The 15200-nt window shown below is 74.0% G+C and carries 10 protein-coding genes; 9 read left to right on the top strand and 1 reads right to left on the bottom strand.

What is annotated here, in order from left to right; genetic code table 11:
- Positions 1-122 precede the first annotated feature (122 nt).
- The 8 genes from lysW (at position 123) to ACIQD7_RS05150 (ending at position 12020) form a co-directional block, all read left to right on the top strand.
- Positions 123-311, top strand: a complete 189-nt coding sequence (lysW, locus tag ACIQD7_RS05185; RefSeq protein ID WP_121828386.1) for a lysine biosynthesis protein LysW — start codon at positions 123-125, stop codon at positions 309-311.
- Positions 304-1416 (top strand): RimK family alpha-L-glutamate ligase, encoded by a 1113-nt coding sequence (locus ACIQD7_RS05180; protein WP_402439473.1) that lies wholly within the window; start codon positions 304-306, stop codon positions 1414-1416. Before lysW ends, ACIQD7_RS05180 begins: the two co-directional genes overlap by 8 nt.
- Positions 1413-2432 (top strand): N-acetyl-gamma-glutamyl-phosphate reductase, encoded by a 1020-nt coding sequence (gene argC, locus ACIQD7_RS05175; protein WP_402439471.1) that lies wholly within the window; start codon positions 1413-1415, stop codon positions 2430-2432. Before ACIQD7_RS05180 ends, argC begins: the two co-directional genes overlap by 4 nt.
- A gap of 79 nt (positions 2433-2511) precedes the next feature.
- Positions 2512-3348 (top strand): acetylglutamate kinase, encoded by an 837-nt coding sequence (gene argB, locus ACIQD7_RS05170; RefSeq protein ID WP_121828388.1) that lies wholly within the window; start codon positions 2512-2514, stop codon positions 3346-3348.
- The gene (locus tag ACIQD7_RS05165; protein ID WP_121828389.1) at positions 3345-4439 is read left to right on the top strand and encodes a M20/M25/M40 family metallo-hydrolase; all 1095 of its coding nucleotides are present in this window, start codon (positions 3345-3347) and stop codon (positions 4437-4439) included. The genes argB and ACIQD7_RS05165 overlap by 4 nt, the downstream gene beginning before the upstream one ends.
- A gap of 93 nt (positions 4440-4532) precedes the next feature.
- A complete protein-coding gene (locus ACIQD7_RS05160; protein WP_161372505.1) occupies positions 4533-5357 on the top strand; it encodes an SDR family oxidoreductase in 825 nt (274 codons plus the stop codon).
- A gap of 78 nt (positions 5358-5435) precedes the next feature.
- The gene (locus ACIQD7_RS05155) at positions 5436-8852 is read left to right on the top strand and encodes an amino acid adenylation domain-containing protein (RefSeq protein ID WP_402439468.1); all 3417 of its coding nucleotides are present in this window, start codon (positions 5436-5438) and stop codon (positions 8850-8852) included.
- A 42-nt stretch (positions 8853-8894) separates the two neighbouring features.
- Positions 8895-12020, top strand: coding sequence for a condensation domain-containing protein (locus ACIQD7_RS05150; protein ID WP_402439466.1), 3126 nt, complete (start codon positions 8895-8897; stop codon positions 12018-12020).
- A gap of 101 nt (positions 12021-12121) precedes the next feature.
- Here the strand turns inward: ACIQD7_RS05150 and ACIQD7_RS05145 are convergent, their stop codons facing one another.
- Positions 12122-13237 (bottom strand): winged helix DNA-binding domain-containing protein, encoded by a 1116-nt coding sequence (locus tag ACIQD7_RS05145; RefSeq protein ID WP_121828393.1) that lies wholly within the window; start codon positions 13235-13237, stop codon positions 12122-12124.
- Between the two features lie 397 nt (positions 13238-13634).
- Between ACIQD7_RS05145 and ACIQD7_RS05140 the strand changes: the two genes are divergently transcribed.
- The gene (locus ACIQD7_RS05140) at positions 13635-15152 is read left to right on the top strand and encodes a DUF4192 domain-containing protein (protein ID WP_402439463.1); all 1518 of its coding nucleotides are present in this window, start codon (positions 13635-13637) and stop codon (positions 15150-15152) included.
- Positions 15153-15200: the final 48 nt, after the last annotated feature.

The following is a 15200-nucleotide window of genomic DNA, read 5'->3' as shown; positions in this document are numbered from 1 at the left end:
AGTGATGCTGACCCCTGAAGTCTACATAGAGTCTCGCTTGACTTTGAAGTGTCTGTAGCTTTTAGATGGAGTCAGTTGCTCGGATAGGGCAAAATACTTCAAGAATCGATAGGGAGTGTGTGATGTCTCTGGACACCGTGACCGAGCGAGCGGCCTGCCCCGACTGCGGTGCGGGCGTCGAGCTCGCCGCGAACACCGAGGTCACCGAGATCGTCGTGTGCGCCGGCTGCTCCGTGGAGCTGGAGGTCGTCGCGGTGGGACCCGTCACCCTCGCGCTGGCCCCCGAGATCGAAGAGGACTGGGGTGAGTGACCTGACCGGGAACGGGACCGGAGCCGGGGCCGGAGGCGGCACCGGGTTCGGGGTCGGAGCGGGGGGCGGCGACGGCCGGCCCGTCGCGCTGATCGCCTCCCGGGTGCGCTTCGAGGAGAAGCTCCTCCTCGAAGCGTTCCGGCGGCGCGGCGCGGCGGTCGCCGTGATCGACGACCGGACGCTCAGCTACCGGATCGGCGACCCGGCACCGCCCTGGCGGGTGGTGTGCAACCGCTCCCTCGCCGGCACCCGGCGGCTCGAAGTGAGCCGCATGTGCGAGGCGTTCGGCGTCCCGGTGGTCAATTCCTCCTCGACCGTCGCCGTCTGCGACAGCAAGATCCACAGCACCCTGGTCCTGCACGCCGCGGGCCTGCCCGTCCCCGACACGGCCGTGGCCCTCACCCCGGCCGCCGGCGAGGAGGCGCTGCGCCGGATCGGACTGCCCGCGGTGGTCAAGCCGGTCAACGGCTCCTGGGGCCGGGGACTGTGCAAGGTCAACGACGTCGACGCCGTCGAGGGCGTCCTCGCCCTCAAGGAGTCCCTGCCCTCGCCGCAGCAACAGCTCGTCTACGCCCAGGAGTTCGTCCGCACGCCGCAGCGCGACATCCGGGTCGTCGTCGCGGGCGACCGCGCCGTGACCGCCGTCCACCGGACGGGGGACCACTGGATCGGCAACGTCGCCCGGGGCGCCCGCACCAGCCGCTGCCCGCTCACCCCCGAGCTGGAGGACCTCGCCCTGCGGGCCGCCAAGGCCGTCGGCGGCGGGCTCCTCGGGGTCGACCTGCTGGAGAGCGACGACGGGCGGCTGCTCGTCAACGAGGTGAACAGCGGCGTCGAGTTCCGAGGCGCGGCGGTCGGCGACGAGGCCACCGCCCTCGCCATCGCCGAGGCCTTCGCCGACCACGTACTGGACCAGGCGGACCACGGCGTCCACGCGGACCGCACGGCCCACGCGGCTTGTGCGAACCGCGCGGCTCACGCGGACCGCACGGACCACGCGACGTGTGCGAACCGCACGACCCACGCGGCCCACGCGCCGGACCGCGTGCCGAGCGAGGCCCCCGGCGCCGGACCCGTACCGAGTCAGGAGAGCGACCACCCATGAGAGCCAGCATCCTCGGAGGCACCGGGTATGTCGGAGGCGAACTGGCCCGGCTGCTGCTCGGCCACCCCGTCTTCGACCTGGTCCAGGCGACGTCCCGGCGCCACACCGGCAAGCCCCTGCACACCGCCCACCCCAACCTCCGGGGCACGGGCGACCTCACCTTCACCGACCCCGCCCGCCCGGAGCGCGTCGACGTCCTGTTCAGCGCCCTGCCGCACGGCGAGTTCGCCGCCCGGCTCGACGAACTGAGCGGGCGGGCCGACCTCCTGGTCGACCTCAGCCCCGACTTCCGGCTGCACGACCCCGAGGCGGTCCGGCGGCACTACGGCGCGGGCTCCACCACCCGGGCGGCGGGCGCCCCCGCGTTCGTCCCCGGCCTTCCCGAGCTCTACCGCGACCGGCTGCGGACCGCCGACCGGATCGCGGTGCCCGGCTGCATGGCGACCGCGGCCGTCCTCGCCCTGCGCCCCCTCGCGGACGCGGCGCTCGTGGACGGCGACGTCCTGGTCGACGCCCGCACCGGCTCCAGCGGCTCCGGCACCACCCCGGGACCCGCCGGCCACCACCCCGAACGGGCCTCCGCCCTGCGCGTCTACGGGCCCGTCGGCCACCGCCACGAACCGGAGATCACCCAGCACACCGGCGTACGCGCCCGGATGACCGTCACGGCCGTCCCCGCCGTGCGCGGCGTCCAGGTCGTCGCCCAGGTCCGGCCGGGCCGCGCCGTCACCCGCGCCGAGGTCTGGGACGCCTACCGGAAGGCGTACGCCGACGAGCCATTCGTGCGGTTCGTCGCCCAGCGCCAGGGCCTGCACCGGCTCCCGGAACCGCGCACCCTGCTCGGCTCCAACCACTGCGACCTCGGCTTCGACCTCGACGACGACCGGATCGTCGCGGTCGCGGCCCTCGACAACCTCGTCAAGGGCGCGGCCGGCGGAGCCGTACAGAGCGCCAACCTCGCCACCGGCCTGCCGGAGCGGTCCGGCCTCGAATTCCCCGGTCTGCACCCCGTGTGAACCGGCCCGCCGTGCACCACCCCACGTGAACGGCCCCACGAGACAAGCGACAAGCGACATGTGAGGAGGGAGGGACAGGATGACACTCGTAGTGAAACTGGGCAGCGACATCGACGGGGACGCCGTCCTCGACGACATCGCCGCACTCACCGCGCAGGGCACGCGCGTCGTGCTCGTCCACGGCGGCGGGGCGGAGGCCGACCGGCTGAACGGCCAGCTCGGCCGCACCGTGGAACACCTGCGGTCCGCCGACGGCACCAGCGCCCGGCGCACCGACGCGGCGGCGCTCGACGCGCTGACCATGGCCCTGCTCGGGCGGGTGAAGCCCGCCCTGCTGAGCGGACTGCGCCGGCGCGGCATCGCCGCCACCGGACTGTCCGGCGCGGACGGCGGCACCCTGACCGCCGTCCGCAAGACCGCGCTGCGCGTGTACGACGCCGACGGCCGGGCGAGGATCGTCCGCGACGACCTCAGCGGCCGCGTCGAACGCGTCCGCCCCGCCCTGCTGCGCACCCTGCTCGACGCGGGCGAACTGCCGGTCCTCTCCCCGCCCGCCGCGGCCGAGGACGGCACGCTGCTCAACGTCGACGCCGACCGCGCCGCCGCCGCCGTCGCCACCGCCCTGGGCGCCACCGCCCTCGTCCTGCTCACCCGCGCCCCCGGCGTCCTGGCCGACCCCGACCGCCCCGACAGCGTGCTCCCCGAACTGGAGACGGGCCCGGGCGCGGAACTCCCGCCGTCCGTGCGCGGCCGGATGCGCCACAAACTGCGCGCCGCCGCGGACGCGCTGGCCGGCGGCGTGGACCTGGTCGCCATCGCCCCCGGCGACGGCCCCGGACCCGTCCGCGCGGCACTGGCCTCCCGCACGGGCACCCGCCTGCGCCTCCCCGCCACCGCCCACCGGGAACCGGCGTGAACGGGCTCGGCGACTACCCCGCCCGGCTGCTGCGCGGACTCGTGGGCATCCCGTCCGTCTCCGGACGGGAGGAACGCGCTTCCGCCTACCTGGCCGGCCAGATGGAACGGCTCGGCATGAGGGCCGGGGTCGACGCCGTCGGCAACGCCGTCGGGGAGATCGGCGCCACCGACGGACCCACCGTGCTCCTCCTCGGACACATCGACACCGTCCCCGGCGACATCGCGGTCTGCCAGGTCGGCGACCTGCTCTACGGGCGCGGCACGGTCGACGCCAAGGGACCGCTCGCCGCCATGACCTGCGCCGCCGTCCGCGCCGCCGCCGCCGAGCCACGGCTGCGGATCATCGTCGCGGGCGCCGTCGGCGAGGAGGTGCCCGGCTCCCGGGGCGCACGGCACCTGCTGAACACCCTGCCCGCGCCCGACGCCGTCGTCATCGGGGAGCCCAGCGGCTGGGACGGCGTCTGCCTCGGCTACAAGGGCCGGGTCGGCGTCGAGTACGAGGTGAGCCGCCCGCCCATGCACACCTCCAGCCCCGAGGAGACCGCCGTCGAGGCGGCCACCGCGTTCTGGCGGGGCGTCGACGCCTACATGCGCCGGGTCTCCGGCCCGCACGAGGGCGTGTCCTTCGACGCGGCCGCCGCCACCCTGGTCCGGCTCGACGGCGACATCCGGGACGCCACCGCCTCCATCACCTGCCGGGTGCCCGCCGGGTTCGACTTCGACGACTTCCAGCGGTTCGTCGACACCACCGCCGTGCACGCGGCGGCCCGCCTGGACGAACGCGTCCCGGCCGTCCGCCGCGGCGTCTCCGACCCGGTGGCCCGCGCCCTGCGCAACGCGATCCGGCTGCACGGCGGGCGCCCGGTGCTGCGCCTGAAGGCCGGCACCTCCGACATGAACGTCATCGAGGACCGCTGGCCGGTCCCGATGGTCGCCTACGGACCGGGCGACGCCCACCTCGACCACACCGACGACGAACACATCGCCCTCGGCGACCTCCACCGGTCCGTCGACGTCCTGACCCGCGCCCTGACCGACCTGGCCGGCGTCCTGCGCCGCGCCCCGGCCACCGCCCTCGCCCACGCCTAGCGGGCGTCCCGCCGCACCCGTCCCGCCGAGCCCGACCCGCCGCACCCGTCCCGCCGGACGGCCCCGCGGACCGATCAGAAGGAGACCGTCGCCATGGGGCGAGCCGACAACAAGACCGTCATGATCACCGGCGCGGCCCGCGCCCTGGGCCGCTCGCACGCCCTGCTGTTCGCCGAGGAGGGCGCCGACCTGGTCCTCACCGACCTCGGCCGAGAGGGCGACGGCCCGTACGCGATGCCGGGCCGCAAGCTCCTGGAGGAGACGGCGCGCGACTGCCGCCGCCTCGGCAGCCGGGTCGTCACGGCGGTCGCCGACGTCCGCGACCAGGCCCAGGTCGACGCGGCCGTGGCCGCCGGGATCGACGAGTTCGGCTCCATCGACGTCCTGGTCAACAACGCCGGCCTGCTCGCCCCCGGCGGCGTCATGTCCCACGAACTCTCCGAGGAGGACTGGCGCCTCGTCGTCGACGTCAACCTCAACGGCACCTGGCGCTGCGCCCGCGCCGTCCTCCCGCACATGGTCGAGCGGCGCGCCGGCGCCATCGTGAACACCGCCTCCACCGGAGGGCTCGTCGCCTTCGAGATGTTCTCCAGCTACGTCGCCTCCAAACACGCGGTCGTCGGCCTGACCAAGGCGCTGGCCCTGGAGTACGGACGCCTCGGCATCCGCGTCAACGCCGTCTGCCCGACCACCGTCGAGGCCGACCCCGCCCTGCGCACGGAGAGCACCGCGGCCGTCGCAGCCTCCATCGGCAGCTCGCTGGAGGACTACGAGCGCAGCTCCGCCTCCTACCACGCGCTGCGCCGCCTGGTCACCGCCCGGGAGGTGTCCGAAGCCGTCCTCTGGCTCGCCGCCGACACCGCCGGCGGCGTCACCGGAACCTGCCTCGTCGTCGACGGCGGCTTCACCGCCCGCTGACCGCCGGGCCCGGGCCGCCCCGCCGCCCGCCGCCCCCGCACCCACCTCGAAGACCCGGTTCACCCGATGGAGTCCGCCATGACAGACCTGGCCCTGCACCTGGACGACGACGTCGCGCGACGGCTCGCCGCCCTCGACCCGCGCCGACGCGACCTCGCCCTCCGGCTGCTCGCCGAGGCCGAAGGGGCCGGGGACGGCCCGCCGCAGGGGCGGGGCATCGGACGGCGACCCGCCGGGGACACCGGTTCGGCACTCTCGTACGAGCAGGAACGCCTCTGGTTCATGGACCGGCTCGTCCCCTTCCGTGAGGTCTTCCACGTGCCGACGGCCCTGCGGCTGCACGGTCCGTTCGACCCCGAGGCCCTGCGGCGCGCCCTGGCACGCACCACCCAGCGGCACGAGTCGCTGCGGACCGTCTTCACCGAGACCCCTCAGGGGCCCGTGCAGACCGTGCTCGACCGGGTCGACGTCCCCGTGACCGTCGACGACCTGACCGGACACCCCGAGCCCCGCCGGGAGGCGGAACGGCGCGCCGCCGACGCCGTCCTCGAACCCTTCGACCTGGAGCACGGCCCGCTCCTGCGCGTCCGCCTCCACCGCGTCGCCGAGGAGGAGTGGTTGCTGCTGATCGTGCAGCACCACATCGTCTCCGACTACTGGTCCCTCGGCATCCTGCTGAACGAGCTCGGCGCCCTGTACGCGGCGGAGCGCGACGGCACCCCCGCCCCCGAGGCCCCGGCCCTCCACTACCCGGACTTCGCGCACTGGCAGCGGGAGACGCTCACCGGCGAGAACCTGCGGCGCGAGCTGGACTTCTGGAAGGACACCCTGGCCGACGCCCCCGAACTCCTCGAACTGCCCCTGGACCGGCCCCGCACCGCCGAGCGGCGCACCCGGGGCCGCTTCCACCACGTCCGCTTCGCCCCCGCCCTCACCCGCTCCGTGCGCGACCTCGCCGGAGCCGAGGGGGCCACCCTCCACCAGGCCTTCCTCGCCGCCTACTTCGCCGCCCTCTCCCGGCACGTGCGCCAGGACGACATCGTGGTCGGCGTCCCCGTCGCCGGACGCAGCCGTCCCGAACTGCAGTCGATGATAGGCTACTTCCTCAACTGGCTGCCCATCCGGATCCGGTTCGACGACCGGCCCTCGTTCCGCGAGCTGCTGCGCCGGGTCACCCGCGCCTCGAACGAGGCCTTCGCCCACCAGGACCTGCCGTTCGAGATGCTGGTCCAGGCCCTCGACACCCGCCGCACCCCCGGCTCCACGCCCGTCTTCCAGACCTCCTTCAGCCTGCGCGATGCCCCGCCCGTGCCCCCGGCGATCCCGGGCACCACCGTGGAGTACGCCGACCTCGGCGGCGGCGCGACCCACTACGACATGATGGCCGAGCTGTGGGTCGAGGACGGCACCGTCACCGGCTACCTCCCCTACAACGACGAGCTGTTCGACGACAGCACCCTCGGCTCGTTCTTCGACCGGATGCACCGCCTCCTCGAAGACGCCGTCCGGCGCCCCGACGCCCCCGTCGCCGACCTCGACCTCCTCGGCGCCCTGGAACGCGCCCGGCTCCTCGGAACGCCCGCCGCCCCGCCGGCCGGCACCGGCACCACCCTCCATGAGCGGTTCACCGCCACGGCTGCCCGCCACGCCGACCGCACCGCCGTCACCTTCGAGGACGAGCGGCAGGACTACGCGACCCTGGAACGCCGCTCCAACCGCTTCGCCCACGCGCTGCGCGCCCTCGGCGCGGGCCCCGGCCGCAACGTCGCCGTCCACCTCGACCGCTGCGCCGACCTGCCCGCCGCCCTCCTCGGCGTGCTCAAGACCGGCGCCGCCTACGTCCCCGTCGACGCCGACAACCCGCCCGAGCGCACCGCCGTCCAGTTCGCCGACGCGCACTGCGCCGCCGTCGTCACCACCTCCGACCTGGCCGCCCGCTACCCCGACTCCGCACCGCCCACCCTGCTGCTCGACGAGACCCCCGGCGCCGACCCCCTGGCGGCCTTCCCCGACACCCCCGTGCCCGCCTCCGGCGTGGACTCCGGCGCCCCGGCGTACATCATCTACACCTCCGGCTCCACCGGCGTCCCCAAGGGCGTCGTCGTCAGCCACGCCAACGCGCTGCGCCTCTTCACCTCCGCCGAGGAGCACTTCGACTTCGGCCCCGACGACGTCTGGACGATGTTCCACTCCCACGCGTTCGACTTCTCCGTCTGGGAGCTGTGGGGCGCCCTGCTGCACGGCGGCCGGCTCGTCGTCGTCCCGCACTGGGTCACCCGCGCCGCCGACGAGTTCGCCGCGCTCCTCGCCGAGGAACGCGTCACCGTCCTCAACCAGACGCCGTCCTCCTTCGCCCAGGTCGGCCGGATCGTCCTGGAACGCGGCCTCGACCTCTCCCTGAGGTACGTGGTGTTCGGCGGCGAGGCCCTCGACCCGACCGCCCTCACCGACTGGTTCGCCGCGTACGGCGACGAGGCGCCGAGCCTCGTCAACATGTACGGCATCACCGAGACCACCGTCCACGTCACCCACCGGCGCATCACCGCCGCCGACGCGGCCGGGGCCGACTCCGTCATCGGAGACCCCCTGCGCGACCTCTCCCTGTACGTCCTCGACGAGGGCCTGAACCCCGTCCCGCCCGGCGTCCCCGGCGAACTCTTCGTCGGCGGGGCCGGCGTCGCCCTCGGCTACCTCGGCCGGCCCGACCTCACGGCCGACCGGATGCTCCCCGACCCCTTCGCCCCCGGCCCCGGCGCCCGCATGTACCGCAGCGGCGACCTCGCCCGGCGCCTGCCCGGCGGCGAACTGTGCTACCTCGGACGCGCCGACGGCCAGGTCAAGGTCCGCGGCCACCGGATCGAACTCGGCGAGATCCGCTCCGCCCTCCTCACGCTCCCCGACGTCGTCGACGCCGTCGTCGTCACCCGCGCCGACAACACCGGCAGCCCCCGCCTGGTCGCCTACGTCGTCCCGGCCGAGGGGACCGAGGTCTCCGGCCGCGAGCTGCGCCGTGCCCTCGGCCGCCGACTGCCCGAGTGGATGGTCCCCACCGTCTACGAATCCCTGGACGCGATCCCCCTCACCCGCAACGGCAAGGTCGACCGGCAGGCCCTGCCCGAGCCCGGCGCCGGCCCCGACGCCCGCACCCGGGTCCACGTGCCGCCGGAGACCGACACCGAGAAGGCCCTCGCCGCCATCTGGCAGGAACTCCTCGGCGTCCCCCAGGTTGGCCTGGACGACGACTTCTTCCACATCGGCGGCCACTCCCTGATGGTCGTCCAGCTGGTCTCCCGCATCCGCGAACGCCTCGGCCGCGAAGTGCCCATCTCCGGCCTCTTCCAGCATCCGGGCCTGCGCGAGATGGCCGTCGAGATCGACACGGGCATCGGCTCCTACGCGGTGGGCGCCGCCCTGACCGCGGACAGCGAGACCGCCCTCGCCGGGATGAGCGAGGCCGAGATCGACGCGATGCTCGCCACCCTCGACGACGAGTGAGCCCCGGACCACCAGAGACCACGGACCAAGGAGACCCCCGCGATGCACCCCGTACACGAGCAGCTGCCGCTCACCCCCGTCCAGGCCCAGCTGTGGTTCGCCGAGAGCATGGAGGCCGGCAGGACCCTCTACACCGAGGCCGGGGGGCTCCGGCTGACCGGCCCCGTCGACCGCGAGGCCCTGGGCCGGGCGCTGCTCGCCGTCGTCGCGCGCCACGAGGCGCTGCGCACGGTCGTCCCGGCGCCGGACGGCATCCCGGTGATGCGGGTCCTGCCCCCGCCCGACAAGGCCCCGCTGACCTTCGCCAGCGTGCTCGGCATCCCGCCCGAGCACCGGGAGGAGGCCACCCGGGCCGCGGCCACCGACTTCGTGGAACGCCCCGTCGACCTCGCCGAGGGGCCGCTGCTGCGGGCCATGCTGATCGACGCCGACGACGCCGGCGAGGGCACGTCGGTCTTCGTCCTCGCCTGCCACCACGTGGTGTGCGACGCCACCTCCGCCGCCCTCGTCCTCGAGGAGATCGTCCACGACTACGAGGCGTTCACCCGGGGCCGGATCTCCGACCTCCCCGAACCCGCCCTGCAGTTCGGTGACTTCGCCGTCTGGGAGCGCGACACCCGCGACGCGGTGGAGACCGCGGAACTCGCCCACTGGCAGGACGCCCTGCGGGACGCGCCGGACGTCCTCGACCTGCGCGCGGGCCGCCCGCGTCCCGCCAGGAAGGGAACCTCGGGCACCCGGACGGAGTTCGCCCTCGGCGACGACCTGGCCGACCGGCTGCTCGCCCTCGCCCGGAAGCACCGCACCTCCGGCTACGTCGTGGCGCTCGCCGCCTTCGCCGGACTCGTCGCCCGCCGCACCGGCCGCGACGACTTCCTCCTCGGCACCATGGTCCCGGGCCGCAGCGTCCCCGAACTCGAACAGGTCGTCGGCCAGTTCGCCAACACCGTCCCCGTCCGCCTGGACGCCTCCGGCGACCCCGGCTTCGAAGAACTCGTCGGCCGCGCCGGCCGCGCCGTCTCCGCCGCCGCCGACCACGGCCGGATCAGCCTCGGCCGGATCGTCGAGATCGTCCTCCCCGGCGGCAGCCGCTCCGACAGCCGCAACGCCCTCCTCCAGCACCTCTTCCTGCCCCGGATCTCCCCCGTGTCCACGCCCCGCTTCGGCTCCGCGACCGCCGAACCCTTCGAGGTGGACCGGACCCGCGGCCGACTCGACACCATCACCGAGATCGACCTCGCCCCCGGCCGGCTGCGCGCCTGGGTCGAGTACGACACCGAACTGTTCACCACCGACGAGATCGGCCTCCTCCTCACCGAGTACGCGGCCGTGCTGCGCGCCTGGACCGAGGACCCCGGCCTCCGGCTCTCCGCCCTCCCCGTCACCGCCGTCGAACTCCCCGACGAGGACGACGCCCGCGACGAGGAAGGCGCCGACCGGGCGCCGGAGGCCGACTCGGTCCTGCTCTCCCTGGTCCGCGAAGTCTGGGCACAGGCCCTCGACGTGCCCGACGTCGGCCCGGACGACGACTTCTTCGTCATGGGCGGACACTCCATGCTGTCCGCGAAGCTCGTCGGCCGGATCGGCGAGACCTTCGCGATACGCCTGCCCCTGCGCACCTTCTTCGAGAACCCCACACCCGCCCTGCTGACCGCCGAGATTCGGCGCATGTACCCGGAGATCGACGCACTCGTCCGCAGCGTCGTCACCCTGACCGACAGCCTGGCCGACACCGAACCTGCGCCGGACGGCACCGGGGCAGCCGATGCGGAGTCCACGCCGGTCGACGCCCGGACGACCGCCACGGGGCCGGCCGCCGCCGACACCGAACGGCTCGTCCCGCTCGCCGCCTCCCAGCTCCAGATCTGGCTGTCCGAACAGAAGAACCCCGGAACGCTCACCCACACCGTCCCGATGCTCCTCACCCTCCACGGCCCGCTCGACACCACCGCGCTCCGGGGAGCGGTCGCGGACGTCGTGGCCCGGCAGGAGGCCCTGCGCAGCACCTTCGTCGAGGTCGACGCCGAACCCCGCCAGCGCATCGCACCCCGCCTGGACGTGCCCGTCCCCCTGATCGACCTGTCCGGAACGGAGTCCCGGCAGGAGCGGGACCGGGAGGCCGCCCGGCTGCGCGAGGAGACCGCCCACACCCCCCTCGACCTGGAGCGCGGCCCGCTCCTGAAGGTCCGCCTGGTCCGCCTGGACGAGGAGGAGCACGTCCTGCACCTGTTGTTCCACCACCTCGTCACCGACGAGGTCTCGATGACGCTGTTCATGCAGGAACTGTCCGAGTTCTACCGGGCCCGCGTCGAAGGACGCGCCCACCGGCTGCCGCCGCTCACCACCGGGATCGCCGACCTCGTCGCCGACGAGCGCGCCATGCTCGCCGGACCGGAGGGCGAACGCCTGCGCCGCCACTGGGTGCGGCAGCTGACCGGAGCCCGCGAACTGCGCCTCGACACCGACCTGCCGCGGACGGCCGACGCCGGACAGACGGGGGAGTTCCTCCAGGACTGGGCGCCCGGAGAGCTGTTCTCCGCCATGTCCGAAGCGGCGAGGAACCGCCAGACCACGGTCTTCACGGTGTTCCTCACCGCCGTCCTCACCGTGCTGCACCGGCTCACCGGCGAGAACGACATCGTGATCGGCGTCCCCTGCGAGAACCGCACCCAGCCCGGCGCCGACCGCCTCATGGGCTGCTTCCTCAACGTGCTGCCCCTGCGCGTCGACTGCTCGGGAGACCCGACGTTCGCCGACTTCCAGCGCCGCGTCAGCGACCGGCTCCTCGACGCGTACGACCACCAGCGGCTCCCCGTCACCGACATGGTGGACGCCCTGCGCCCGGAGCGCTCGGGCAGCCGCCAGCCCCTGTTCCAGGTCACCTGCGAACTCCAGCTGGCGATGTGGATGCCGCTGGACCTGCCGGGGGTCACGGCGGAGTACGAACTCGTCTCGCACGGCACCGCCCGCTACGAGATGTCCTTCCACGGCCAGGCCCGGCCCGACCGGCTGAGCGTGGCCCTCGAACTCAACACCGGACTGTGGCACCGCGAGACGGGACTCGCCCGCATCGAGGACGTCCTGGCGGTGCTGCGACGGGCGACGGCCGAGGACGGCGGCAGCACCCCGCTGTCGGCCTTCGCGCCGGGCCGGCCCCTGGCCCGCTGACCGCGGGCCCACGGGGACCCCGGAACGGGGGCCCGGACACGGCGGCGGTGAGGAAGCGGCGATCCCGCGCCCTCCCCGCCGCCGTTCACCCCGAACGGACCTCAGATCGTCTTGACCGACATCGCGTACGACCGGCCGGTGCACGCCTCCAGGTGCCCGACCTCGGCCTCCAGCGCCTCCTTCGGCACCTCGGGACTCTCGGAGAACAACTGCACCTCCACGGTCCCGTCGTTGGCCTCCCACACCCCGGCGACCCGCCCCCGGTGCACCACCACGGGCGTGATCCAGCCAGACGTACGGCTCACCGCCTTGCGCCGCTCCGCCCGCAGGATGCGCGTGTCGGACGTCCCCGGCCCCAGCACGTACTGGTCGAACCCGGCCAGCAGCCGCACTTCCTTCGACGGTTTGGCCGCCGCCAGCGCGTCCACGTCCTCGGCGCGCACGTAACACTCCGTTCCGTCCACCTCCACCTTCGCCAGCTCCTCGCCGAGCGAGGCGAACCAGCCGCGCACCGCCGTCTTGCGATGCGCGTTGCGCGTCAGCCAGGCGTCGAAGGTCTCCGGGGTCGCCGGTCCGTGCGCCCCCAGGTACGCGGGGATCACGGTGCGCGCCGCCTCCTCCGGCTCGATCGTCCCGGACCAGCCGGGCACCCGGTCGCGCGGCGAGGCGAAGGTGATGCGGTTGCCCTGGTTCGGGCCGTGGCACAGCTTCCCCGTCCAGGCCAGCGGCTTCAGGACCGTCCCCCAACCGGACGTCAGCTGCTCCTTCAGCGCGGCGAACCTGCCATGGGCGACCAGGGCCTCGGTGAGCTCCTGACGGGTGAGGGTCTTGCCGGCGAGGATGTCGTCGACGGCCTCGCCGAGCGACGTCATCTGCGTCGGCGTGACCCCGAACGTCCGCTGCCAGGCGGGCTTCTCCCAGGTCCGCGCCGCCGCCATCAGCGACAGGTAGGCCGCCATGTGCTCGGCCGCCACGAGGTGCAGCGTGCCCCGCATGACCCAGGTCTTCACCACCTCGCGGGCCTCGAGCGCCTTCTCCACAGCGCCGGCCTTCGGTTTCCGCTGCCGGGTGGCGATGGCGAGCTCCGCGGACGAGGCCACCTGTGCCTGCACCCCCGCGAGCTCCCGCACCAACTCCGCGACAGAAGCCGTCCGCCGGGGGGCGAGGCCCTGCTGCCGCAGCCGCCAGGCGAGTACCTGATCCTGAGTCACCTGCATGAGCGCTCCTCGGTGTAGGTCGCAGATCGGCTGCCATCCTGCCCGAACGGCACATCGGAACGCGTCCGTTCCACTGGAGAACGGCTGGAGTCCAGCCACTTCGGCGGAACCGGGCGAACGCGACCCGCACCGCCTCGCAGCGCGCCCGGATCTTCGAACGGGTCGAGCGGATCGAGCGGGTCGAGCGAGACGAACGGGTCGAGTGGGACGAGCGGATCGAGTAGGTCGTGGGGGCCGAGTAGGTCGTGTGCGTCATGCCTCCATGCAACCCGGTGCCACGGACATCGTGGGCATCAGACCCGAATCTGTGGATAACTCGAAAGACCGGCGGATGCCCCGATCCGTGAGTTATCCACAGGGCTTTCGGATTTCGGAAGAACACGAGACCGTCCTGGCCATGAACGCGAATCGCCACGAAACCAGCGGGCCCACCCGTACCCAGCAGATCACCCTGCGAGGCCCGGCCGAACTGGCCGACGCCCTCCCGTTCATGCTGGGCTTCCACCCCACCGACTCCGTCGTCCTGGTCGCCCTCCACGGCGAGCACGGCCGCTTCGGCGGCCGCGTCAGGCTCGGCATCCCGGGCTCGTCCCGTGAATGGGCCTCCACCGCCGACCACCTCGCCGAGTGCCTCGTCGAGGGAGGCGCCCGGGCCGGCGCCCGACCGGACGGCATCGTCGTCTTCCTCTGCCAGGACCCTGCCCCCGGCGAGACGGGCCGCCGGGTCATGGAGCGGCTGCGCCCCTTCGCCCAGCGCCTGCGCACCGCCTGCGGCGCCCTCGACATCCCCGTCTACGAAGCCCTCTGCATCTCCGACGGCCTCTACTTCTCCTACTGCTGCCCCGACGCACGCTGCTGCCCGCCCGACGGCACCCCGCTCGCGCTCAGCGGCACGACGGTGATGGCGGCGACCGCCGCGTACGCCGGAGTGCGGGTGCGGGGCTCCCTGCGGGACATGGAAGCCTGCCTGAAGCCGACCGGCGGGCCCGGGGAGGAAGGTCAGCGGGCCGCGCTCGACGTGGCCGCCGCCTCGCTCGTCCCCCGGATCCTCGAAGACCCCGAGGGCCGGCAGCGGGCGGAGACGCGCGAGCGGACACTGACCCTGGCCCGCGAAATCCTCCGCCGATTCACCAACCCGAAGACCCCGAAGACCCCGCAGATCCCCAAGACTCCGCAGACCCCGCCGACTCCACAGTCCTCGAAGACACCGCAGCCCCCGCAGGCCCTCAAAGACGCGAAGACCCCGTCACGCCCCTCGAATCCGACCGGCCTGACGCCCCCCGGAAGGGCCCTCACCGACACCCCCGAAGGCGCGACGACCGACGCGGCCGACGACGCCCTGATCACCTCCGAAGAGGCCGCCGCGCTGATCCTCGGCCTCCAGGACCGGATCACCCGGGACCGTGCCGCCGAATGGATGGAGGGCTGGGAGGGCACCGCCGCCCTGCGCCTCTGGCGCGTCCTGGCCCGGCGCTGCGTCGCCCCCTACCAGGAGTACGCCGCCGCGCCCCTCACCCTCGTGGGCTGGACGGCCTGGTCCACCGGTGACGAGCCGACCGCCCGGGTCGCCCTCGGCCTCGCACTCGCCGCCGACCCCGAATACGTCTTCGCCCAGCTGCTCCACCAGGCCTGCAACGAGGGCCTCGACCCCGAATCGCTCCGCTCCTGCCTGAGGAGCGAGCGGGACGCCCGCACCGCCCCGGAGCAGCCCTCCACGACGTCCTCCCGACGGGTCCGGATGCGCGCCTCCCGCCGACAGGGAACCCGTCCGGCCCTCGGCAGGGCCGGGCGGCCGACCGGGGCGAGGGACCGGCGGGCGGCGGCCGGAGTCCGGCCCGGCGGACCCGCCACCGGCAGGCCCGGAGGTGGTTCCCCGCAGCACGGCGGACAGCGCGGCACCAGGAGCGGACGGTGACGACCGTGACCCGGCCGCCCGCGAACGCGTTCAGCTCTCTGGCGGAGA

The sequence above is a fragment of the Streptomyces sp. NPDC093071 genome (assembly GCF_044754545.1).
In the GTDB taxonomy this organism is placed as follows: domain Bacteria; phylum Actinomycetota; class Actinomycetes; order Streptomycetales; family Streptomycetaceae; genus Streptomyces.
Note: the sequence above shows the minus strand (reverse complement) of the source record. Positions and strands in the feature narration are given on the sequence as shown.